Here is a 24167-nt window from a genome sequence, read left to right on the forward strand (position 1 = left end):
GGAAGACGCTTCACGAAAAGCGGACCAAAAGCGCTGACTGAAATCGCGAGACATGAGCAATGATCTGAAGTGGGGGAAGAAGCGCGGGAAGGAGACCACCCTTCCCGCTTCAGCGACACGATTGATGGGGCTGGCGTGGCGAGCCCAATCGAGAACACTTCTCAAGTGAAGTGGAAGTTGCTCTGCTGCAGGCTCGACACCGTCGTGTTCTTCAAGGTGATCACGTCGTTGGCGTCCGCCGTGATGATAGTGTCCGCACCCGACTGCGTGGTGTGCGAGAGCAACGCAGCCCAGTCTGCAAAGACGTTGTGGTCAATGTTGATCTGGTCGGCGCCGGTGCCAGAAGCCGTAAAGTCGCTAATCGTATCGTTGCCAAAAGCTGGCTTGAACACAAAGGTATCGACACCAACACCGCCAGTCAGTGTGTCAGCTCCTGCGCCACCTTCGAGGGTGTCAACCCCATCCCCGCCGTCGAGGATGTCGTTGCCACCGCCGCCACTCAGGATGTCGTTACCGGCAAGGCCCGAGAGCGTATTTGCCGCTTCATTGCCTACCAGCTTGTTGGCGAGCGTGTTGCCGGTGCCCGCCACACCCCCGTCAAGGAGGGTAAGGTTCTCGATAGCTGTTCCGAGTGTATAGCTCGTTAGCGATGTGCGGACTTCATCCGTGCCGCCGGCATAATAAAAGACATTGCCGGTCGGGCTGACCCAAGTCTCTGTAGTATACTCTACAATGGTATCTCCTACATCATCGACATAGAAGACGTCGTCGCCAAGACCACCGGCCATCTTGTCTGCACCGAGGCCGCCATCGATGATATCGTTACCCTGATATCCGCTGAGGACGTCGTTTCCGGCACCGCCATAAATTGTGTCGTCTGCGTTCGAGGCGAGGATGTTGTCGTCGAACGCGGAGCCTTTGATGATTTCAATACCGGCGTAAGTATCCCCCACTGCATCGCCCGTAGCCGGTTTATTCCAATTGGCGGTGGGGCCTCCGTAATAAGTCAAGAGAGCCATTGAAACGCCACTTTGGGAACCCTCGAAGGTAAGTGTGTCTATTCCTCCGCCGCCGTCGATGCTATCTGCGCCAGCACCACTGACCAGAATGTCATTGCCATAGCCGCCTTTGAGGACATCGTCACCGGCGGCGCCGTCGAGAACATCATTCCCGGCACCAGCGGTAAGCGTATCGTTTCCAACACCACCCGTGAGCGTGTCGTCATAGAGCTGGCCGTTGGCACTAACCTTCCTCACAAGGGTTTGCTTTAATGTACCGTCCGGATTGTAGTCGGTAACCGTCTCGGTAATCGAGCCGTCCGCATGAGTCACCGCCATGTCGATATGATCGATCGTGCCATTATTATCCGAGTCTTCACGCAACGTTGTCGTCAAGCCGTCGGCGCTGATGGTCTCAGTACCTTTAGCCGAAACAGCGCCAGCAGGATCGACGTCTTGTATTGTACCAACCTGCGAACCATCGATCTGGGTTTGCCAGGTTTCGGTGTGCTCATAGGTGCCGTTGCCACCATAATCGGCTTGGACAGCCTTCGAGAGCCCATCGGCGCTCACTGTTGTGATGGTGCTCGAGGCAACGGTTTTGTCTGAAGTGGCACGCACCGAGCTCCACAAAACTTTGCCAGGCAAGGGCGCTACCGCCTTTGCTGCGTCATTGTTGGTGGTGGTAATGATCACCGATCCGTCAATCTTGCTGACCGCAGTCACAGTCTGGTCTACCGAACTGTTACCGTCGACATCGACAGTTGTCGTATGCGTCTTGCCATCAGCGCTGATTTTGATCGTGGTTGATTTCACCAGATCGGGCGTGATGGCTGCTCCCCAACCCGTGTTGGTCTTGGTGCTTGTGCGATAGTCTTTGATGGTCTCGCTATAGGAGCCATCGGCGTTATAGACCTTGGTGTCGGCGCGGGTGCGATCATTGACACCATCCGCGTTGAAATCCCAGCTCATATTAGTGGTCAGGCCATCCCAACTCGTCGTCGCCGTCATCTGGTCGATCTTGGCGCCAGTTGAGGAGAAGTCCGTGATGGCGTCGGTTGAGCCACCGTCGACCGACTTGGTCACAACTTCGGTCTGGTCGACGATGCCATCGCCATTGGCGTCCCGGCTGGTGGTCGTCGTCAACCCATCGGTGCTGATCTGCCTGGTGATCTTGTCCTTCAAGCTGCCATCGGCGTTGAAGTCCCGGTACGTAGAGGTCAATGGCGCATCGATCGCCGTCATGGTCGTTGTGGTGCTGCTCTGAGTAAAGGCACCAATACCATTGGGATCTTGTTGCAAAGTGACGGTCCTGCCATCCGCACTCGTCGTCTTCACAGTCTTCGAGAGCAGGGAGCCGTCGGCCTTGAGGCTGGTAATGGTCTCGGTTGTCGAGCCATCGGCATTGACCGTGGTGACATCCGTCTGCGTCTGGCTCGGGTTGGTCGCCGTGCCAAAATACCATTGCTTGGAAATACTCAAACCATTGCCGCTCGTCGTCGCGACATAGCGTCCGGTCTGTACACCGGCCTTCGTCTCGGTGACCGTTTCCGTCTTCGAGCCGTCGGCATTCAGCACCGTCTGATCGGTTTCGGTCGCACCAAAGGTCCCCGAGCCAGTCAGGTCGTACTGCCTGGTCACTGTCAGGCCATCGGCGCTCGTGGTGATGACCGCCTTGTCTTTGGTGGTCACGGTATAGGTCGGCGAAGCCGAGGTCGCGACCCCGCCGGAAAGCGAGGCGTCGGTGATCGTCTCCACCGTTGAGCCATCGGCATTGATGACCATCACGTCGGTAGTCTGGCTTTCGGCCAGGCCATCGCCATTGGCATCATACTGGATCGTCTTAGTCAGGCCGTTGGCGCTGTCGGTCTCATAGCGGCCACGGGTGCCGCCATAGCTACGCCCTGATGCCGACTTGACCGTGCCGTCCATGGAAGAGGTCTGTATCGAGCCGTCGGCGTTAACGTGAGCGACGATGGTCTGATCGACCGTGGCGTCGCCATTAATATCCTTGGTCACTGTCGTCGTCAGTTGATCGGCGCTGACCGTGGTCGTCATCTTGTCGTGCAGGGAGTTGTTGGCATTGACGTCGGACACCACGGTCGTGACCGAGCCGTCGGCATTCAGCGTCTTCACGCTGGTATTGGTGCGCTCGAAGCTGCCATCGCCATTGTCGTCCATCTGCGTTGTGACGGTGAGGCCATTGGCACTGGTGGTCGTGACAGTCTTGTTCTTCAGCGTGGACGTGCCCGCATAGTCCGAGACAGTCGTCGTCCTGGAGCCATCGGCATTGATCGTCGTGACCGAAGTCTGTTCGGAATCGATCACACCGGCCAGGCTGGTGATCACGGTCTTCGACAGGCCATTGGCGCTGGTGATCGTCGTCACATCCGACAGCACCGTCGAACCGTCCGCGGTATAGGTCCACACATCATCCTGGACGCTGCCGTCCGCCTTGATGGATTTGTACTCGTGCGTGCGCGTGTCGCTGCCGACATAGGGGATGGCCCAGCTTTCGACACGGTCGCCGGCTGCACTGGTGTCGGTGACGACCTGGCCCACCACGGCGCCATTGGCATTCATGGTGTTGACCGTGCGCTGGCGCGAACCGTCGGCATTGAGCGTTGTGACATCGCTAATAGTCTGATCGATCGTGCCATCACCATTGAAATCACTGGTAGTGGTCTTCGACAGACCGTTGCCCGAAACGGTCGTGACGGACCGGTTGAGAAGCGTCGTGCCGGCACCGTTGTAGTTCAAGACCGTCTCGGTGCGTGAGCCGTTGGCGTTGATCACGGTGACGTCAGTGGTCTTGGCATCGAAACTGCCGTCACCATTGGCGTCAATCTGCGTGGTCACCGACAGGCCGTTGCCACTGGTGGTGACCACCTGCTTACTCTGCAAAGCACCGCTACCGCTGTAGTTGGCTATGGTCTCGGCCTTCGAGCCGTCCGTATTCAATACGATCGCATCACTGGTTGAGCCGTCATAAACGCCGTCGCCCGTGAGGTCGCTTTGGATCGTCGTGCTTAGGCCATTGGCACTCACCGTCGTTAGCGTCTTGTCGACCAGACTGCCGTTGGCCGCGAACTCTGAAAGCGTCCTGGTTGTCGAGCCGTCGGTATTGGTGGTGCTGACTTGCGTCTGGTCAATATGGCCATCGCCATTGTTGTCAACATTGATTGTCGAGGTCATTCGGTCTGCGCTGTCGGTGGTCACGCTCTTCGACAGCAGTGCACCGGAATTGCTGACCACCGTCAGGGTTTCGGTGCGGCTACCGTCGGCATTGAGCACGATGGCATCCCTCGTGGTTCGCTCGAAGACGTCGACAAAGCCTGGTCTGCCGTCGAGATCCTGATATTTGATCTGTGTCAGGCCATTGGCCGTGGTGTTGATGATCGACTTGCCGACCAACGTGCCGTTGGCACTGGTATCCGTAACCGTCTCGGTGCTGGAGCCGTCCGCGTTTTTGACGGTGACATCTGTCTCGACGGTGTCATAGGTGCCGTCGCCGTTAAGGTCCGTCTTGGCGGTCTTGGACAGGCCACTGGCGGAAGTCGTGGTCAGAGCGTGATTGATCAACGTGCCGTTGGCGGCGAAGTTGGATACAGTCTTGGTGGTCGAGCCGTCCGCTGCCACCAGGATCGAGGTGGTCTGGTCCGTGTTGCCATCGCCATTAGCATCGATCGTGGTGGTGATGGTCTTCCTGTCGGCGCTGGTGGCCGTCACGGATTTGCTGATCAGCGTACCACTGCCGCTCTTGTCCGAGACCGTCTCGGTCCTCGCGCCATCGGCGGCGATAACGGTAATGTCGGTGCTCACACGATCGACAGTGCCATCGCCGTTGATGTCCTTGGACACGGTCTTCGACAGGCCATCGGCGCTGATCGTCGTCGTGGTCTGATCACGCACCGAACCATCGGCGTTCTTGTCCGTCACTGCGGTCGACACCGACTTGTCGGCATTCACAGTGATGGTAGAAGCGGTGACGAGATCGAAGGTGCCCGAGCCGCTGTTGTCGACCTGCACTGTCTTGGTACGACCATCGGCGCTGGTCGTAGTCACGCTCTTGGAGAGCAAGGTAGCATTGGCGCCGGTCATGCTGACCGTCTCGACGCGGCTGCCGTCGGCATTGATGACAGTCACGTCCGTCTTGATCTGATCGAAAGTGCCCAAGCCAGAATGATCCGACTTCGTCGTCTTGGTCAGGCCATCCGCGCTTGTGGTCACCTGGGTCTGATTGATCACCGATCCATTGGCGGCCAGGTTCTTGGTGGTCGTCGAGGTCGAATGATCCGCATTGGTGACGAAGATTTGCGACTGGTCCCAGATGCCGTCACCGCTCTGGTCGACTTGCGTCGTCACCGTCTTGGTGTCGGCGCTGGTGGTCGTGGCAGTGCGGTCCTTCAACGATCCATCGGCATTGAAATCACTGATCGTCTCTGTGGACGAACCATCGCCGTTCGTGACCAAATTGTCGGTCTGCGATCGGTCGAAGACACCGTCGCCGTTGACGTCATATTTGGTGGTCTTGTTCGCGCCATTGGCGCTCACCGTCACCACATTCTCGAAGGCTTCCGAACCGTCGGCGTTGTAGCCGAGAATGTCGGTGGTGACGGATCCGTCCGCGTTGGTGGTCTGAGTCTGGCGGATCACATAGCCAATAGTGTCGGTGGCGAGAGACGCGTCTCCAACCTGCCCGGTGCTGCCATCAGACTTGGTGTAGGTCGTCGTGCCCGTGATCACCGACCCATCGTTGAAGGTCTGACCACTGCCGGTCGGCGTCAGGTCGATCGAAGTGATGCCAAGTGAATCCAAGGTGACCAACTGGCCATTGACCATGACCTTGAAATTCGACCAATTGGCATCGCCGGCATCGAGCTTGCCATTGTGGTTGGTGTCGAAGACGTCCTTGAGGGCCTGAAGGTCAGAACTTGCGGACGGATCCCAATCGGTGAAGACATACTCATTTTTCTGGCTGATCTTGCCATCGCCATCAAGGTCGAGCACCAGCACGCCATTGCCGGCGCTGGCCCAGGCCGTGCGATGAAGGTAACCGTCGCCATTCAGATCGATGAATTGGGTCGACGACGACAAGGAAGTCACACCGAGACCTTTGCCATCCAGATTGAGAATGACCGGCTCGCCGCTGCCTTGACTTCCCGCGCTGCCACGGCCGCTCGTACGGGACCCGTCGCCATCTTGCCGATCGCCGGGGTTGCCGGAGGGCCCTTGGTTTCCGCCACCTGTGGAACTGCTACTGCCACCATGGCTGCTGCCGCTTCCCACTCCACTCGAACTGCCGGATGAATTGGTTGGTCCCGAGAAGCCGAGAGCGCGGGCCAGGCCGCCTCCGTCAGTAGCAGCTGGGTTGGAGCCCGCGGGATTAAAGCGATCCAGCCCAGTGTTTCGGTCCGGAGCAAGCCAAGGATTGAAAGAGGCCGCCTGATTGGCAGCGACAGCCTGATCATAGGTGTTGTGATAAAAACCAGCGGCATCACGAAAGCCGGCATCGGTGGCTGAACTATACGGACCACCGTTGGGAGCTCCGACTGCCGGCGCACGATCGGAAATAGTGTTTGCAACCGGCTGCCCAGAACCGATCCCTGACAAGACAGCGCCAATCCCGCCGATCGAGCCGCTAATAACACCGCCAATGGCTCCAATAGCGCCGCCAATAGGACCGCCAATCTCGTTGGCAATCCCCGTTGTGATGCCAGAGATATCGTTGGCAGCGACACCAAATGCGCCTCCAACACCTCCCGCCACTCCTTGGACCGCCCACCCAACGCTCTTGAAAGCAACAACGGCTGCAACCACAGCGCCGGTGACCGCATCTTGAACGGCACCGACAACATTGAAGCGAGAAAGATCTATTGCAACAGCGACTGTGGTAACAGCCACATCCTCAACCAATGCAGCGGTACCTAGGGCGATCGGCGCCACTCCATTTACAACTCCTGCGGCGAGATCGCCAACGATTGTGGAATCGTTGTGAACTTTATAACCTTCTGCAATGTAAGTATGTAGGCCTTTTACTTCGAAATTGTACTTGCGCCAACCGCGTTTTATCTCAGGAGCAAGCGCAACGCCGCCACAAGATGAATAAACGAGTTCTTCCGCCTCTTCATAGAGATGCCGTGTTTCCTCAGAATAAACGATTCGCTCAGCCGTTACTCTTTCCAATACGCCGTCAGCGCGAACGATCTGACCACCGCGCGCGACAAGACAGCCAATCTCTTCAAAATCACCCGCTTCATTGAAGAATAGATGCCCTGCCGTAACAATCATGTTATTCGAGAGCTTTAACCATTCCGTTGTCACTCCCCGGAATACACGCACGACCTCCGCCGACGCCAATGGAGCATCAAGCGCGCGTATCTGAGGATCGAACGCCGCGACTTTCATGCCAACCTGGATATTCTCAATCTCTATTGAATCTTCGTCTGGTAAAAAAATCTTAGTCCCACAAGGAAAACACTGCGGACCAAAAAACATTATCGCATGGCCGATATTTGCCGTCGGACTATCAAAGTATGGATAAAGATGTGACAGATTTTTATTGATTTTTGCTACTACTTCTGGATGATTATTCAAGTAACCATAGGTAAATGTTCCAATAAATCCACCAACAATACCCCCGGCGATAGAGCCATATATTCCTCCAATGCGGCCATATCGAGCGCCGACTACTGTCCCCGTCCAGGCGCCGCCGATGATGCTGCCAAAATTTCCAGAAATAGACTGACCAATATTTGGCCCTACGCCATCGACGGGCTGAAGGCCGCTGCCAGTCCCCGTGCCGACGCCGCCAGAAACCGCACCAATTGCACCACCAACCACCGCCTTGCCGACAGTATCATAAACGCCCATGGCTCTGTTCCCACCTAGTTTGTTGTTAGATTTGTTAGATCGCCAAAATTTTTGAAATACTTATTCAATATTATCTTAAATAATTAAATATTAATATAATTATTACTGAAATAAAAGATCCTACTAAGCAAGCATATAAATAAATATAGTTTTTTGTAACAACTGAAAACAGAATGCCTGAAATTAATCCACCCAATATATAAGATATAATGTTAACCACAGCGGCATTTCCTAACATTTCATTGCCGATATAAGGCGTAAATTCGGACATATATGACTTTATCTTCACCTCATTTTTGTCTCTCGTCTTTTTCTACAAAGATAAACTAAGCACGTTGTCACGGCTCCTGAACGTCGACAGGCAGACCTTCTCTTACAATTTTGTAATCTTACAATTCATTTGTGATCGCAAGTCAAAAACAAAAATTACCAGATTATTTTTGAATTTTTAATGTTGGAGGTATCATTGTGAAGCAATATACGGTGTTTGGCTGACAGAGGGTCTCCGGAATTCATTGAGGATGGCGTATCTGCGATCAAGCACGCCGCCCCGTGAATCGAACGTGACAACCTTCATACATGATTGTATCTATGCGATTGGCATAGATTGCCCTCTAGATAAAAGAATACGCGTACTTCCGGAAAAATAGCGGGCATTCGGCTGAACGTAGATCGAAAATCTACAATACAATTTGGTGTAATTTCGGACAAATATAGTATATAATGCTTCGGGTAGCGTTTTAATATTTACTATTGAAATAATAATCTATTGAATTTATGTATAATTACTCAAAAATTCGTCAGAGGTAGGTGCTGACACTGGTGCTCACACATTCACCGTCAGATCCGACCACACCACCTGCCACCTCACCGGCAAGTCCCAAATAAGAGCCGGTGGTCTCATGAGCCCAATCTCGCATACCGATGGAGAAGATGTGCCCCGGCTGCGGAACCCAGACAAGGTTTATACAGTGCCCAGAGTAATTGTGGGATTGAGCCTGCCCGAGACGTTACTTAAGCGGCTCGACCAAGCCGTGGCGGCTGCCTGTTCCAGGATGCACCAATCCCGCTCCTGCTATGTAACGGAGGTCCTAAAGGCGCACTTCGGGGCCGGAACTGAGAAACAACGAGACGCTTCCTACCCGATCAGTAGATGCAGCCCTCACAGGTTTGCGGACATGAGGGGCGACTTCGCAGCGCTTCGATGCGGACGAGTGCCTACCAAAGGGAATATCGGGAAGAGCCAGTGTTTTTCCTTCCTATTGCACCTGCGGGCATCTGGCTGCCGCATCCGGCAGATGGCGAAACCGCGTCGAGGGCATCCTGTTCTGCAAGGGCCGACATCACGACGATGGCGAATTCTTGCGCGCGACCGCTGCTGTCTGATCGCGCTTCACGCCTCGCCACCGGTCCGGCTGTTCGGGCATCAGCTCAATAACGCCATGAGGGTTTCCACCTGGCAGACAAGCCGTTCGCCTGTCGGGAGATGCTGTCCCGCCAAGGTGATGTTGCCACGTGTATTCAATCCTGTTCGAACGTCTGCTTTCCCTTCGCGGTCCACAGTACTCGTGCCTGTTCGCCCTGATCGCTTTTGAGCTTGTCCGCCATCCACAGCAACACGCCGTAGATCATGGCACGATCATCGTTGGTCAGCTCGACGATCCTAGCTTTGACGACGAGCCCGCCCAGCTCGATCAGCGTCCGCGTTCTGGCTCGCCGCTTCATTTGCGATGTCGTCATGTCATGCCGCGCCCGTGCTGCCTGAACCCGGTTGCGTTCCGCTCGATTGCGCCGAAGTGCTGCTCGTGTTGCGAGCAGTCGCCGATGTAGGTCGCCGTGCTCGCCCCCGAAGAAACGTTGCCCCACGTCTGGCCCACGCTTCCCTCTTGCCGGCTTCCGTCGTCTCGGTCAGAGGGAGCAGCGCGCCGGCGAGTTCTTCGGCGGTCAGCGCGTCGGCGCGGGTGGCAATCACCAGCTCGCCAAGCTGCTGGACTTTGCTGTTCTTGAGTTCCTTCGCCTTGTCTTCCAGGGCTTTCAGTTCGGCATCGAAGTCTCGCGGTTTGCGCAATGTCATCTCCATCGTCTCGGCAAGTTGTCGATGTCCTGAGGATAGTCGAGCCGCTGCCGCAAGGCTGTAGGGTTGCCGAGACTGGCTGGGACGAGATAGTCGCTCCCAAGATTTTTTCGAGGGAGGGCGCGCTTATACGTCGTTCCGACGTTCGCTCGACTGTGCCACATCCTGATGGGTGGCGATTTATCATCTGCACGTCAAAGTCATCGGCCGCAAGGCCGGCTCCAGTGCGGTGGCGTCCGCCGCCTACCGCTCGGCCTCGCGCCTGCGCGACCAGCGCCTTGACCGTAGCCACGACTTCTCAGCCAAGCGCGGCGTCGTACATTCCGAGGTCATGCTGCCGGCGAACGCGCCCGAGGCCTGGAGCGATCGCGAGCGGCTGTGGAACGATGTCGAAGCGTTCGAGGTCCGCAAGGATGCCCAGCTTGCCCGCGAGGTCGAGTTTGCCCTGCCGCGCGAACTGAGCCAGGCGCAGGGCATCGAACTCGCCCGTGATTTCGTGCAGGCCGAATTCATCGACCGTGGCATGATCGCCGATCTCAATGTGCATTGGGATGCGGGCGAAGATGGCATGCCCAAACCCCATGCCCATGTCATGCTGACCATGCGCTCGGTGGAGGTCGACGAGGATGAGATTTCATTCGGCCAGAAGGTGCGGGACTGGAACCGCACCGAGATGGTTGAGCATTGGCGCGAGCGATGGGCGGAGTTCGCCAATGAGCGCTTGGCCGAACTCGATATCGACGTCCGCATCGACCATCGCAGCCTGGAAGCGCAGGGCATCGCGTTGGAGCCGCAAAGCCAGATTGGCGCGCCCGCGCAGCGCATCGAGCGCGAGGGCCCTGAGGGCCTGGGCATCGATGATCCTGGAGGCTCTGCCGATCGGGCCGAACTGCACCGCGAAATCGCACGCGGCAATGGCGAGCGCATCATCGCCGATCCATCTCTGGCGTTGGACGCCATTACCCATCAGCAATCGACCTTCACCCAGCGCGACATGGCGATGTTCGTGCATCGCCACAGCGATGGGATCGATCAGTTCAATGAAGTGATGGGCGCGATGCGCAGCGCGCCGGATCTGGTCGAGCTCGGCCAGGACGGGCGCGGCGAGGATCGCTTCACCACCCGCGCCATGATCGAGGCCGAACAGCGCCTGCACCGCGCCGCCGAATTGATGGCGGAACGCGAACGCCATCGGGTTGACGATGCCGGTCGCGATGGAGCGTTGGCACTCGCAGCAGAACGTGGCCTGGTTCTGTCGGGTGAGCAAGCCGATGCGCTGGCGCATATCACCGATGGGCGAGATCTCTCCCTTGTCGTGGGCTATGCCGGCACCGGTAAGAGTGCGATGCTGGGCGTGGCACGGCAGGCCTGGGCAGCAGCGGGCTATGAAGTCCGAGGCGTCGCCTTGTCCGGCATCGCGGCGGAGAACCTCGAAAGCGGATCGGGTATTGCCTCACGCACCATCGCCAGCATGGAACATGGCTGGGGCCAGGGTCGGGATATGCTCACCTCGCGCGATGTGCTGGTGATTGATGAGGCCGGCATGGTCGGTACGCGCCAGTTGGAACGGGTGCTCTCCCATGCGGCCGAAGCCGGCGCCAAGGTGGTGTTGGTCGGTGATCCGCAACAGTTGCAAGCTATCGAGGCGGGCGCGGCGTTTCGCTCGATCCATGATCGTCATGGTGGCGCCGAGATCGGCGAAGTGCGCCGCCAGCGCGAGGACTGGCAGCGGGAGGCAACGCGCGATCTGGCAACCGGCAGAACCGGCGACGCGATTGGCGCTTATGAGGCACATGGCATGGTGCACTCCGCCCCGACGCGAGAGCAGGCGCGCGAGGAGTTGATCGAGCGCTGGGACCGCGACCGTCAGGCCTTGCCCGATGCCAGCCGCATCATTCTCACCCACACCAATGTCGAGGTGCGTTCCCTCAACGAGGCCGCGCGCGAACGGATGCATATTGCCAGCGATCTCGGCGCTGATGTGCAGGTGACGGTCGAGCGCGGCGAGCGCAGTTTCGCCAGCGGCGACCGTGTGATGTTTCTGCGCAACGAACGCAGCCTCGGGGTGAAGAACGGCACGCTCGGCACCATCGACGAGGTCAGCAAGAACTCCATGTCGGTGCACACCGACGACGGCCGATCCGTTGTGTTCGATCTCAAGGATTACAATCGCATCGACCATGGCTATGCCGCCACCATCCACAAGGCCCAGGGCATGACGGTGGACCGCACCCATGTGCTGGCAACACCAGGCTTGGACGCCCATGGCAGCTACGTTGCCCTGTCGCGTCACCGCGACGGCATGGAGCTGCATTACGGCAATGACGACTTCGCCGACCGGGACCGGCTTGTCCGCACCTTGTCGCGCGACCGATCCAAGGATATGGCGTCCGACTACGAACGCACCGATCCAGCACAGAGCTCCGCCGATCCGGCGAAGGACTATGCCGAGCGGCGCGGCATCAGTTTCCCTGAGCATGTCGCCGAGATCGTGCGCAAAGTCGTGCCGGAAAAACTGCGCGACAGGATCGACGGCCTCCTTGACGGATTGCGCTCGCCCACAGAGGAGACGCGTGGCGGCAAGGCCATGCAGCAGCCGGAAAGGGAAAAGGAGCGGGCCGATGCGCAGACCGTGCAGCGCGAGGCCGATGCGCCGGAACGCAAGGCGGTGGAAGATCCGGAAATGGCATTGCGTCGGGCGAAAACGCAGGCACTGGTACGCCATGCCCGTGCCTTCGAGGCGATCCTCAACACCGGCGACGCGGACGGCACAGTACACCCAACCCCGGAACTGAAACGAGACCTCAGCGACGCCCGCAAGGCCTTTGAGGAAATCCGTCCCCATGGCTGGCGCGATGCCGAAGCCATCTATGTCAAGGATCCATCGCTGATCAGCGAGGCGGCGGATGGCAGAAGGCTCAATCGAATGATCCGTGCCATCACGCTCGAAACCGAACTGCGTGTGGAACGGGACAACCTCTCCCAGCGCGCTGACCGTTTTGTGGAGGACTGGCGCAAGCTCGACCGGGCCAGCGAGCGCCGGTATGCGGCAGGCGACTATTCCGGCTACAGGGCTGCACAGAAGGAAATGGGCAACATGGCGATGAGCCTCGAACGTGATGCGCAGATGGATAGCCTACTCCGGGTCCGCAAGCGGGAGCTCGGCATCAACATGGACTTCGACCCGGGAATGAGTCTGGGTGAGCAGCTTGCCCTCAGCCATGGCCTTGGCAGAGGCCGGGGCATCGGACTGTGACCTTTCCTATTCGCCGTCGTTTCTACGCCGCGTCGCTACGCCGGCTAAACATCTCTTGCGCAACGACAAATTCACGTTCTGTCTGGTCCCGGCAGAGATCAGGGGCAGCCAGCAGGAGGCAGCGCGACCATGCACGAACCACAGCGTATCATCCGGTTGAAGACCGTCCAGGCCCGCACCGGGCTCTCCCGCTCCACCATCTATCGAAAGATGGCGGAAGGCACTTTCCCAGGCCAACTTAGGATCAGCACCAACGGCGCTGGCTGGCATGAAGCCGAGATCAACCGGTGGGTCGCCGATCCCGTTTCCTGGCGGCCGAAAGTTGAGACGTTCAGATAACGGGCAAGGTGGCGTACAGACCATGGAACCCCGGCCTTTTTCATCGAATAGCTCCCCGAACGAATTCCTGACACTCCCGCCAGCTTGACGTATGGCTCGCCGCATACCCAATCTATTTCGTTCTCCTTACACAAAAGGGGACATCAGGATCGACGCGCTGCCAACAACCATGGCCAAGCCATCGGCTCTGTTCTCGGGAAAATAGACAGCCATCAATTTGGCAAAGCCGATAGCAAATCCCGCTATTGCGATCGATACAAATCCAATCGGCGCAGAAAAAATCCACAAAACACCAAAGTATACAGCAAATAATGCAATTATTATCACGCTTATGATCGCACCATCAGCAACGGGATGGCCCAAAAGTGGTGTAGAAATTCCCAGAATATTTAAAACATGATCGATCGGCGCTACAAATGAACGCATGAGCGTTAGATCTGTCGAATAGTCTAAAACACCGAGAAAAAGAGGGCAGAGAACGACATATGCAATCATTCGTACTTGCCTCAGCAGGGCTTGCTTGAAGGCAAGAAGATACACCATCGATACCCAGGCCAAGAAGCTTAAGATAAAGGCTGCATTCAGGAAGTAGCGGACGGCGGAGTCAAGAGCGAAGAAACGGGCGGAGAGAACGAAACTGACCAGTGATACCAACGCCAACCACTTATAGACGCCTTTTAACCATAACATTGCCTCGCGAAACGATGTGGATTGGAGCCTATCATTCAGTGAGGCGTAGTTGTTTTCAAAGGATTCGAACGCGGCTGCTATTTTTGGATGCTGCCTTATGGCCGAGCCAGCTAACTGCAATCCACTAAGAAAGGACAGAACGGCAAGGATCAATTTGAAAAGCATAGTGACCTCTTCGAAAGTGCGCTGCGGATGGGGCTCAAGTCATCGGCAAGATCGAAGTAATATCCCCTTAAAGTCGTACTATGGAAAGCAAAATGAGGTCACAATGGGCCGTAGCGAGCTCCTATAGGAAAGTGCGTTCGGCCCCAGCAGGCCATTGGCCCTTGTTCAGCATGTCAAAGGCACAGTCTGTGACCGAGATTCGGAACGCATGTATAGTGCTGGTTTGGTGCAGTTTCTTGGGGACAGTGACAATGGTCTTATCGTCCGTGGCTCTACCTGCCTGCTTCGTCCCGGCGCCAGATCCCGAAGGAGAGAACGGCCGAGACGATGAGGGCGCGGATCGGTGCGGAATGCTACAACTGTTCTGCATACCGCTCTTAGCCTTCGACTTGTCGCGAGACATCGGTTTCGCCAAGGATCGCTGACGTGCCGCTAGATATAACCGCTCAGCAGCCCTCGCGGTGCGAGCCGGGAAAAAAGGCCTCGCGTTCACTTCCGGGCATGGCGGCGTTTGGCTCCATCGCCTGAGCGATCCGTATCAGATCACAGAGCGCCGAGCGGATCTGCGGCTGAGGAAACTCTGTGTCGTCAATCCGGACAGCGCCCTCGTGCAGGATCATGTCGAGCTTACCAGCAATACCAGCAAGCGAGGTGGCCGATGTAGCGGTCAAGGCCTCAACGAGAATTCGCTCTTGCTCGCCCGCCTCCTCCTCTGCCTGCTTGGTGGCCGAATAGCCAATCTGTGTATCGACCACGTCCCAGCGAGCTTGATGGACGGCCAGTTCCGCCTCAGCTTTCGCACGCAGGCTGGCCATATTCGGGTCCGAGCCACAGATATCCTCGATCGTATCCGGCTCGAAGATGGCCAGCGTCTCGCCGCTCCCCGGCAGCTGAAGCGTGGTCTGCGGGAAACCGATTTCTCGTACAAGTTTTGTCTCAAGCCGCTGCTGCTTGTGGCAAAGCGCTTCGGTTTTGAGCGCAGCAGTTTTCCACTCCTGCCACGCCAACAGCGCCGGATCGGCGCTGCTGTCACCGGCCAGGATTTCGGCGGACTGCGCCTTGCCCTGGCATGGCCATACCAGCGCGGCCATTGTCGTCCCAGCCAGCAGGCGCCGCCGGGTGACGAAAGACAAACTCGTGCTATGGTCGGAATCAGCCATGATCCGAGCTCCCTTAAAGCTTGGGTTGTGGTCAGGCTGGATGCGTGTGTCCGCACGCATTCAGCCGCTTTGCGAGCGTAACCTTACACTTTGAGAAGACAATGTTCAACAAGAATCACCATTTTATGGTGATTAAATGACCCCATTACAATGCAAGATGGCCCGCACAGCACTCGGATGGGGGGTAATCGATCTGGCGCGAGAAGCACATGTTTCGACGCAGACCATTGTGCGTTTCGAACGTGGCGATCAGTTAAAGAGTCAGACCGTCGGCAATCTGCGAAGCACCATGGAGGCCGCTGGCGTCGAGTTCATTCCAGAGAACGGCGGCGGTGTCGGCGTGCGTTTGAAGAAACCCTCCTCGACTGAATGAACGTCGAATGGCGTGTGCTCGTCGCAACGTTCCAAAAGTGCGCTGGCACGCCCTTCGGGCCAGGCTCTATGCCGCAGCGGCTTTCGCCGCCGCTCTACGGAACCCCGTGCCGGGTTTCCGCGCCCAGGGCGTTACGATCCTTCGTGCAGCCGGCCTTTGGCCGGAAGTGCCGCGCATACGCGCGAAATTCCTTGCATTAGAGGGGACCGAGGGCTTCGCCCTTCTCTTCCCCAAATAGGCTTCCACCCACCTTCCTGCACTCCGCTAGCGCTGCGTTCCGTGCAGGCGGGCCCCTGCGAAGCCTATTTTCCCCTTCCAACCCACCGCTCACGCGGCCCCGGGAAGCAGGACGAGGGTCCTGCTTCGCCGATCCAAGGGAAGGACACAAAGATGAGGAAATCGAACAAGGCTGAAAAGCAGACGCACGCTGAGACGAAGCCCACGTTGAGACGGCTTCGAAGGTAGCGATAAACGCCCCCAAGAAGCGCAAGCGAATCACGGACGCCCGTTCAAGCAAGCCGTATGAATGGGGTTGCGAGACCAGTTTCAGGTGGGCCAGTATGGACAAGCACCGATTTTGGGATTGACGACCCGTCCGATGTGCCGCCGGCTCTTCGCCATGGCCCTACGACGATTTTTTCCGCCTTCACGGCCTGAACTTCATCCCGCTTCATGCCTGTTTGCCTTCATTTGCGAACAGGAAACGGCATGGGGGACGAGAGCGACACCGAACCAAGGCCGGAACGGTTCACGCCGGCCAATGACAATAGCAGTCCGCACAGCGATCCGGACGCAGAGACCTGGCGCAGGATCGATGACGTTGCCCTGAGGCTGGCCCGCATCATCGGTCGTCGCATGGCACGTGAGGATTTCGAGCGACACAATGCCGCCAATGACAGCAGCCCCATCCCATCCGAGGGAACGGAGGACGGGGCCGACAGGGATTGAAAGGACGTTTCATGACCGGCCCATCGCCCCGCGTTGCGCTCTATGCCCGCTACTCCTCCGACAACCAGCGAGACGCGTCGATCGAAGACCAGTTGCGCCAGTGCCGCGAACGCGCCGCCCGTGAAGGCTGGACCGTCGTGGAAACCTATTCCGACCGCGCCATCTCCGGGGCCTCCCTCATCCGCTCCGGCATCCAGTCGCTTCTGGCCGATGCCCAGGCCGGTTGTTTCGACATGGTGCTGTCCGAGGCCCTCGACCGCCTCAGCCGCGATCAGGAGGACGTGGCCGGCATCTTCAAGCGCCTGCGCTTTGCGGGTGCCTCCATCTTCACCTTGTCGGAAGGCGAGATCAACGAGCTTCATGTCGGCCTCAAGGGCACCATGAATGCCCTGTTCCTCAAGGACCTCGCCCTCAAGACCCATCGCGGTATCCGTGGCCGGGTCGAGGCTGGCAAGATCGGTGGCGGCAACGCTTATGGCTATCGTGTCGTCCATCAGCTCGATGAACGCGGCGAACCGATCCGGGGCGAGCGCGCCATCATCGAGGAGCAGGCCGAAATCGTCCGCCGTATCTTCCGGGACTATGTCGCCGGCAAGGGACCGCGACGCATCGCAGCCGATTTGAACCGCGAGGGCATTGCCGGCCCGACTGGCAAGCGTTGGTCCGATACCACCATCCGGGGCAACCGGGTCATCAGTTCTGGTATCCTCAATTGCGAACTCTATATCGGCGTCATTCGCTGGAACCGGCAGCGCAAACTCAAGAACCCCGACACCGGACGCGCCACCTTCCGGCTCAACCCGGAAAGCGAGTGGATCCGTTCCGAGGCTCCCGAACTCCGCATCGTGCCACAGGAACTCTGGAACGCCGCCAAGGCCCGGCAGGACGACTTGACCTCCCTCTATCACAACCAGATCGAAGCAAGCCGCGCTGGCACGCAGCGGCTGTTGGCGAAGAATGGAGGTCTCAACGCCACGCATCGCCCGCGCACGCTCCTGTCCGGCTTGTTGTTCTGCGGCAGGTGCGGCGGCTCCTATGGCCGGCGCGGAGGAGACCGCTATGCCTGCACCAACCGTATGCTCGGCAACGGCTGCGACAATCCCCGTAGCGTGGAACGCAAAGCGCTGGAAACACGTGTGCTGACCGGCCTGCGCGAGCGCATGATGACGCCCGAGATCGCTGCCGAGGCCATGCGTGCCTATGCCGAGGAAACCAACCGGCTCAACCGCCAGCGCCGAAACTCTGCGGAGTCGACCCGCCGGGAGCTTACCGACATAGAGAAGGCCATCGCCGAGATCGTGCGTGTCATCGAGCAAGGCGGCTGGCACAAGGCCTTGTCCAATCGCCTGACCGAACTGGAGACCAGACAGGACGCCCTGACGTCCGCTCTCACGCAACTCCCGATCGATATGCCTGACATCCTTCCGAACGTCTCCGAAGCCTATCGACGCCGAATCGAGCGGCTGACCGAGGCCCTGTCCCATCCCGATGACGCCCGCGAAGCCGCCGAGGCCATTCGCGAGGTCATCGACCGCATCGTCATCATGCCCGGCAAGAGGCGTGGCGAATGCAACCTGACTTTGCAGGGCGATCTTGCCACCATCCTCGAATGGACCGAACGCACTGGAAAACCAGGTTACAAGCCCGCGACCGACACCACCCCGTCCCGATTGTCGGTATCGGTCAAAACACGGGCTTGACCCGGCTATCCAGGATCCCGCGAAGGGGCTGGATTGCCGGGTCAAGCCCGGCAATGACAAAGGTGGCGCAAGCTCCAGGACGCTCAAGTGAACTGCATCGGTCCTTTAGGGGTCGCTTTGCAAAGCTTTGAAATCCGGCGCGGATCCCGGTCTGCGTCGGACCATGTGATTGGCATTGGGGGAGGGCGCATGTCCGACAAGGTCAGGATTCTCGTGGTGGGGCTCGGCAATATGGGGGCCTCCCATGCCAGCGCCTATCATCGCAATGATGGCTTCGAGATCGTCGGCATCATGAGCCGTTCGATCAAGTCGAAGCCCGTGCCGGCCGAACTCGAAGACTATCCGCTGTTCGAGGATTACGAGACCGCGCTGAGGGAGACCCGGCCCGATGCGGTCTCCATCAATTCGTGGCCGAACACCCATGCCGACTACGCGCTGAAGGCGATCGAGGCCGGCTGCCATGTCTTCATGGAAAAGCCGATCGCCACGACGATCGAGGATGCGGAGAAGGTGGTCGCCGCCGCCCGCGCCAAGAACCGCAAGCTGGTGCTCGGCTATATCCTGCGCGTGCATCCGTCCTGGGTGAAGTTCATCGAAATGGGCCGGACCTTGGGCAAGCCCTTGGTGATGCGCCTCAATCTCAACCAGCAGAGCAGCGGTCCGGCCTGGCACTGGCACAAGAACCTGATCGATTCCCTGATCCCGATCGTCGATTGCGGCGTGCATTATGTCGATGTGATGTGCCAGCTCACCGGCGCCAGGCCGCTGCGCGTGCACGGCATCGGTGCCAAGCTCTGGCAGGAGGCGGCCCAGCAGAATTACGGCCACCTGCACGTCACCTTCGATGATGGCTCGGTCGGCTGGTATGAGGCCGGCTGGGGCCCGATGATGAGCGAGATCGCCTATTTCGTGAAGGATGTGATCGGGCCGGAAGGGGCGGTCTCCATCGTCGCCGGGCAGACCGAGAGCGCCAAGCAGGGTGAGGAACTTTCCGATTCCGCCGACATCGATCGCCACACCAAGACCGATGCCATCAAGATCCACTACGCCAAGGTCGACGCCGACAAGAACTTCGCCAAGCCGGACGAGATCTTCAGCATGGAGGACGAGCCGGGTCACCAGGAATTGTGCGACCGCGAGCAAGCTTATTTCCTCAAGGCCATCCGCGAGGATCTCGATCTCACCGAATCCATGGCGGCGGCGGTGAACAGCCTGCGCATCGTGCTGGCTGCCGAGCAGAGCATCCGGGAAAAGCGGGCGATCGAGCTGAGCTGACCGGCCCGGCGCGCGCGATTAGTGCGCGCCGTCCCTTCGATTTTCATCACCAAGGATTGATTGTCATGACGTCATTGCTGGAGACCTATGTCGAATCCGATGCGCTCGGCCTGGCCGCGCTCGTGCACAGAGGCGAGGTGTCGCCTGTCGAAGTGGCGGAAACCGCCATCACCGTGATCGAGCAGGTCAATCCGAAGCTCAACGCCGTCATCCACCGGCTCTACGACATCGGACGGGCAATGGCCGCCAAGGTCGACCGCAAGGCGGCTTTTGCCGGCGTTCCCTTCCTCGCCAAGGAACTCGCCAGTTCCTGGGAGGGCGCACCGCTCACCAATTCGTCGCGCTACCTGAAGGATCTGGTGGCCGAGAGCGATTCGGTATCGGTGCAGCGCATCAAGGCGGCCGGCCTGGTGCTGCTCGGCAAGTCGAATGCGCCCGAGAATGGCTGGTCGATCTCGACCGAGCCCAAGCTCTACGGCGCCACCATCAATCCCTGGAAGGAAGGCATCACCGCCGGCGGGTCGAGCGGCGGTACGGCGGCGGCCGTGGCCTCGCGCATGGTGCCGATCGGCGAGGCGAGCGATGGCGCCGGCTCCATCCGCGTTCCCGCCTCCTGCTGCGGTATCGTCGGCCTGAAGCCCTCGCGCGGCCGGGTAACCCTCGCTCCGGCGGGAGACTTCTGGTACGGCGGCGCCTATTTCCTCTGCCATTCGCGCAGCGTGCGCGATACGGCCGCCTATCTCGATGCCGTTGCCGGCGCCCTGCCGGGCGATCCCTATACGCCGCCGAGGCCGGCGCAGAGCTGGCTGGAACTGTCGAAGCGCGCGCCTGCGCGGTTGCGCATCGGCTACACCGTCACGCCGGCCAATGGCACGCCGATCGATCCCCAGGTGAAGGCGGCGGTGCTGGCGACGGCGAAGGTGCTGGAAGGTCTCGGCCATGTCGTCGAGGAACACGACATGGCCTTGGACGGCAATGACGCCTGGAAGACCTATACCCATATGTCTCCGGTCGAGACGGCCGCGATGTTCGACGGACTGGCCGGCGTGATCGGGCGTCCCGTCACCCGGGACGATGTCGAGCCGGTGACCTGGGCGGTGATCGAGCGCGGCCGGTCGATCAGCGGCGTGGAACATGCCCGCGATGTCTGGAAGCTGCGCGAACTCAGCCGCGCCATCGCCGAGGACCTTGCGCCCTACGACATCTTCATCACGCCGACCCTGACGCAATTGCCGCGTCCGATGGGTTATTACGACATGTCGATGACCGATCTCGACCAGTACAATGCCAGATGGACGGATGCGGTCTTCGCCTTCCCGTTCAATCTTTCCGGCCTGCCCGCGATCTCGCTGCCGCTGGGCTCGACGCCGGACAGCATTCCGATCGGTGTGCAACTGGTCGGGCGTTATGGCGACGAAGCGAGCGTGCTGGCGGTGTCGACGCAGCTGGAGCAGGCCATGCCCTGGAAAGACAGGCGCCCGGCTATCAGTGCGTGAGGTGATAGATGCCTTCTCCCCTTGTGGGAGAAGGTCCCGGCAGGGGGATGAGGGGTGTTGGCGCATAGGTCGGTGAGGCAGAGTTGCTCCCCTCATCCGTCATTGCATTCGTAATGCCACCTTCTCCCGCAAGGGGAGAAGGAAGCTCACCCGGCTGCCGCTAGTTCCTTGCGCAGAATGGCGCGCAGCTCGTCGATCAGCACCGGCTTGCCGCCGTCGTCATAATGCCAATAGGTCCAGCCATTGCAGGCGGGCAGGCCCTGGGCGAGGGCGCCGATCTTGTGGATCGATCCGACGATGTCGCCGAGCATGATCGAGCCGTCGACCCGCACGCGAGCCTGATGGCGGCCATTGGCATCGGTCAGGATGGCGCCGGGCTGCAGGAGCTGGCGTTCGATCACGTTGGCGAAGGGAATGCGCGGTTCGGAGCGTTTCTCGGCCGGTGCCAGCATGGCGGCATCGTCGACAGGCGCGGCGAGGGCGATGCGTTCGCGGGCATGGGCGATATAGGCCTGGTCGCGTTCGATGCCGACGAAGTGGCGGCCGAGCTTCTTGGCGACGGCGCCGGTGGTGCCCGAGCCGAAGAAGGGGTCGAGCACGACGTCGCCCGGCTTGGAGGCGGCGAGCAGGATGCGCCCCAGCAACGCCTCCGGCTTCTGGGTCGGATGGGCCTTGCGCCCCTCGTCGTCCTTGAGCCGTTCGGAGCCGGTGCACAGCGGAATCAGCCAGTCGGAGCGCATCTGCACATCCTCGTTGCCGGCCTTCAGCGCCTCGTAATTGAAGGTGTAGCGTGAGCGCTGGTCGCGCGAGGCCCAGATCAGGGTCTCATGCGCATTGGTGAAGCGCTTGCCGCGGAAATTCGGCATCGGGTTGGATTTGCGCCAGACGATGTCGTTGAGGATCCAGAAATCGAGATCCTGCAGGCTGGCGCCGACCCGGAAGATGTTGTGGTAGGAGCCGATCACCCACAGCGTGGCATCCGGCTTCATCACGCGCTTGACGGCGGCGAGCCAGGCCCTGGTGAAGTCGTCATACTCGCGCAGGGAGGCGAACTTGTCCCAGTCGTCATCGACGGCATCGACCATGGAATTGTCGGGCCGCTGAAGATCGCCGCCCAACTGAAGGTTATAGGGCGGATCGGCAAAGACGAGATCCACGCTTGCGGCTGGCAGGCGCTGCAACGCGGCAATACAATCGCCTTCGATGATGGTATCGAGCGGTAGAACCGCGCCCGCCACAAGCGACGAACGCGATTCTACACGCTTCAACCCAGGGCTCATCCGAAGCGCTTGGGCGGCTCCGGTACGCGAGATACTCATGGGGTACTCATACGCAACGCTTACTGACAACACGTTGGATCCTGGGCTGGTTTGGTAAATTCCGCGTTGCCGCCGCGATAAAAATTTCGTGCCGGAACGGGACGCTTGTGTCGTGGCCGAGCTTGCTTGTGATTGTCCGGGTTCTGCTCAAATTGATGACTTGACGCGGTTCAAATTGTCCGACCATTCTAGCCGCCGACCCTGGCACGGAAACTGCGCTGCCATCGGTCCGGGCCCGTCGGAACAAGGGCCCAAACGGGAGAGAAAAATGATCACGCGTCGTTCCTTGCTGCAGATCGCGGCCGGCAGTGCTGCGTTCACCGGCCTCGGGCTGGTGCCGGCCTATGCCGACCTGCCCAAGCTGAAGAAGAAGGATACTTACAAAGTCGGCTTTGCGCAGACGGAGAGCAACAATCCCTGGCGCCTTGCCCAGACCGCCAGCATGAAGGACGAGGCCCAGAAGCGGGGCTGGCAGCTCGTCTACACCGATGCCGCCGGCTCGGCCGCCAAGCAGGTTGCCGACGTACGCTCGATGATCGCCCAGAAGGTCGACGTCATCCTGCTGTCGCCGCGCGAGGAAAAGCCGCTGGTGCCGGCGGTGATGGAAGCCAAGAAGGCGGGCATCCCGCTCTTCCTCATCGATCGCGGCGTCGATGTGAATCTCGCCAAGGGCGGCAAGGATTATGTCGCCTTCATCGGCTCGGACTTCATCAAGGAAGGCGAGATGGCTGGCGAATATCTGGCCAAGGCCGTCAATGGCAAGGCCAAGATCATCGAATTGCAGGGCACGGTCGGCTCTTCTCCGGCCAATGACCGCAAGACGGGCTTCGAGAAGGCGATCAAGGCCTATCCCGACATAAAGATCATCGCCTCCCAGTCGGGTGACTTCGCTCGCGACAAGGGGCGCCAGGTCTTCGAGACGCTCTACCAGGCCCATCCCGACGCCACCGCCCTCTATTCGCATAATGACGAGATGACCATGGGCGCCATCGCCGCCATGGAGGCTGCCGGCAAGGTGCCGGGCAAGGACCTGATCCTCGCCTCGATCGACGGTACACGCGATGCGGCCCAGGCCGTTTCGGATGGCAAGATCCTCGTCCTGATCGAATGCAATCCGAAATTCGGTCCGGCCGCCTTCGATGCCATCGTCAAATATGCCGCCGGTGAAGCCGTAGCGCCGCGTCTCGTCAATACCGACCGGCTGTTCAACAAGGACAACATCGCTGCTTATCTGCCGGAATCCTATTGATCCGGTTGTTGTAAGGCACTGACCCCTGTCGCTGCCGGGCTTGGCTCCTTGCGGCTCGTCCACTTGGAGTTGGCGCGACCTTTGTCATTGCCGGGCCTGACCCGGCAATCCAGTCCCTGTTGCCCGATCGGCTGCGTGGCTTCTGGATAGCCGGGTCAAGCCCGGCTATGACAAAAGGGAGCGTTTCCTCCTTGAGTGGGCCGCATTGGGTCTCGATCGGCAATCCAGCTCTTCTTTTACGATGGAGAGCCT

Annotated in this window: 14 protein-coding genes; 8 read left to right on the forward strand and 6 right to left on the reverse strand. The window is 59.2% G+C overall.

The annotated features are described in order from the left end of the window. Positions 1-161 precede the first annotated feature (161 nt). From QM672_RS03240 to QM672_RS03250, 3 genes are all read right to left on the reverse strand, one after another. Positions 162-7871, reverse strand: coding sequence for a hypothetical protein (locus QM672_RS03240; RefSeq protein ID WP_415080595.1), 7710 nt, complete (start codon positions 7869-7871; stop codon positions 162-164). A gap of 1521 nt (positions 7872-9392) precedes the next feature. Then, complete coding sequence (locus QM672_RS03245) at positions 9393-9611, reverse strand: conjugal transfer protein TraD (protein WP_415080596.1); 219 nt, start codon at positions 9609-9611, stop codon at positions 9393-9395. 1 nt (position 9612) lies between these two features. Further along, a complete protein-coding gene (locus tag QM672_RS03250; RefSeq protein ID WP_415080735.1) occupies positions 9613-9939 on the reverse strand; it encodes a conjugal transfer protein TraD in 327 nt (108 codons plus the stop codon). Positions 9940-10117: 178 nt separating this feature from the next. Here QM672_RS03250 and traA point away from each other — a divergent pair, with 178 nt between their 5' ends. Together traA and QM672_RS03260 are read left to right on the forward strand one after the other, a co-directional pair. Then, a complete protein-coding gene (traA, locus tag QM672_RS03255; protein WP_415080597.1) occupies positions 10118-13201 on the forward strand; it encodes a Ti-type conjugative transfer relaxase TraA in 3084 nt (1027 codons plus the stop codon). A gap of 129 nt (positions 13202-13330) precedes the next feature. Continuing rightward, a complete protein-coding gene (locus QM672_RS03260; RefSeq protein ID WP_415080598.1) occupies positions 13331-13540 on the forward strand; it encodes a helix-turn-helix transcriptional regulator in 210 nt (69 codons plus the stop codon). Between the two features lie 126 nt (positions 13541-13666). Here the strand turns inward: QM672_RS03260 and QM672_RS03265 are convergent, their stop codons facing one another. Together QM672_RS03265 and QM672_RS03270 are read right to left on the reverse strand one after the other, a co-directional pair. Beyond that, positions 13667-14395 (reverse strand): hypothetical protein, encoded by a 729-nt coding sequence (locus QM672_RS03265; protein ID WP_415080599.1) that lies wholly within the window; start codon positions 14393-14395, stop codon positions 13667-13669. Positions 14396-14841: 446 nt separating this feature from the next. After that, the gene (locus tag QM672_RS03270; protein WP_415080600.1) at positions 14842-15555 is read right to left on the reverse strand and encodes a hypothetical protein; all 714 of its coding nucleotides are present in this window, start codon (positions 15553-15555) and stop codon (positions 14842-14844) included. Positions 15556-15691: 136 nt separating this feature from the next. On the opposite strand from QM672_RS03270, the gene QM672_RS03275 reads away from it, so the two are divergent. The 5 genes from QM672_RS03275 to QM672_RS03295 all read left to right on the forward strand — a co-directional run bounded on the left by QM672_RS03275 (position 15692) and on the right by QM672_RS03295 (position 21347). Next, positions 15692-15928: a transcriptional regulator gene (locus tag QM672_RS03275; protein WP_415080601.1), complete on the forward strand. Its 237-nt coding sequence runs from the start codon at positions 15692-15694 to the stop codon at positions 15926-15928. Between the two features lie 708 nt (positions 15929-16636). Then, the gene (locus tag QM672_RS03280; RefSeq protein ID WP_415080602.1) at positions 16637-16876 is read left to right on the forward strand and encodes a hypothetical protein; all 240 of its coding nucleotides are present in this window, start codon (positions 16637-16639) and stop codon (positions 16874-16876) included. Between the two features lie 11 nt (positions 16877-16887). Then, positions 16888-18576, forward strand: coding sequence for a recombinase family protein (locus tag QM672_RS03285; RefSeq protein ID WP_415080603.1), 1689 nt, complete (start codon positions 16888-16890; stop codon positions 18574-18576). Positions 18577-18765: 189 nt separating this feature from the next. After that, complete coding sequence (locus QM672_RS03290) at positions 18766-19851, forward strand: Gfo/Idh/MocA family protein (RefSeq protein ID WP_367626614.1); 1086 nt, start codon at positions 18766-18768, stop codon at positions 19849-19851. Between the two features lie 65 nt (positions 19852-19916). Beyond that, on the forward strand, positions 19917-21347 hold the full coding sequence (locus QM672_RS03295) for an amidase (protein WP_367626613.1): 1431 nt from the start codon (positions 19917-19919) through the stop codon (positions 21345-21347). A gap of 146 nt (positions 21348-21493) precedes the next feature. Here the strand turns inward: QM672_RS03295 and QM672_RS03300 are convergent, their stop codons facing one another. Continuing rightward, entirely contained in the window at positions 21494-22627 is a 1134-nt protein-coding gene (locus QM672_RS03300; RefSeq protein ID WP_311942435.1) for a site-specific DNA-methyltransferase, read from the reverse strand. A 307-nt stretch (positions 22628-22934) separates the two neighbouring features. Here QM672_RS03300 and QM672_RS03305 point away from each other — a divergent pair, with 307 nt between their 5' ends. Next, positions 22935-23915 (forward strand): ABC transporter substrate-binding protein, encoded by a 981-nt coding sequence (locus QM672_RS03305; RefSeq protein ID WP_367626612.1) that lies wholly within the window; start codon positions 22935-22937, stop codon positions 23913-23915. Positions 23916-24167: the final 252 nt, after the last annotated feature.

This window comes from Labrys sp. (in: a-proteobacteria), from assembly GCF_047605565.1.
Lineage (GTDB): Bacteria > Pseudomonadota > Alphaproteobacteria > Rhizobiales > Labraceae > Labrys > Labrys neptuniae.

Excerpts from the sequence above, each read along its gene's own strand:
- QM672_RS03240 (WP_415080595.1), bottom strand. The coding sequence starts at position 7,871 with ATGGGCGTTTATGATACTGTCGGCAAGGCGGTGGTTGGTGGTGCAATT.
- QM672_RS03245 (WP_415080596.1), bottom strand. The coding sequence starts at position 9,611 with ATGACGACATCGCAAATGAAGCGGCGAGCCAGAACGCGGACGCTGATC.
- QM672_RS03260 (WP_415080598.1), top strand. The coding sequence starts at position 13,331 with ATGCACGAACCACAGCGTATCATCCGGTTGAAGACCGTCCAGGCCCGC.
- QM672_RS03265 (WP_415080599.1), bottom strand. The coding sequence starts at position 14,395 with ATGCTTTTCAAATTGATCCTTGCCGTTCTGTCCTTTCTTAGTGGATTG.
- QM672_RS03270 (WP_415080600.1), bottom strand. The coding sequence starts at position 15,555 with ATGGCTGATTCCGACCATAGCACGAGTTTGTCTTTCGTCACCCGGCGG.
- QM672_RS03275 (WP_415080601.1), top strand. The coding sequence starts at position 15,692 with ATGACCCCATTACAATGCAAGATGGCCCGCACAGCACTCGGATGGGGG.
- QM672_RS03280 (WP_415080602.1), top strand. The coding sequence starts at position 16,637 with ATGGGGGACGAGAGCGACACCGAACCAAGGCCGGAACGGTTCACGCCG.
- QM672_RS03285 (WP_415080603.1), top strand. The coding sequence starts at position 16,888 with ATGACCGGCCCATCGCCCCGCGTTGCGCTCTATGCCCGCTACTCCTCC.
- QM672_RS03290 (WP_367626614.1), top strand. The coding sequence starts at position 18,766 with ATGTCCGACAAGGTCAGGATTCTCGTGGTGGGGCTCGGCAATATGGGG.
- QM672_RS03295 (WP_367626613.1), top strand. The coding sequence starts at position 19,917 with ATGACGTCATTGCTGGAGACCTATGTCGAATCCGATGCGCTCGGCCTG.
- QM672_RS03300 (WP_311942435.1), bottom strand. The coding sequence starts at position 22,627 with ATGAGCCCTGGGTTGAAGCGTGTAGAATCGCGTTCGTCGCTTGTGGCG.
- QM672_RS03305 (WP_367626612.1), top strand. The coding sequence starts at position 22,935 with ATGATCACGCGTCGTTCCTTGCTGCAGATCGCGGCCGGCAGTGCTGCG.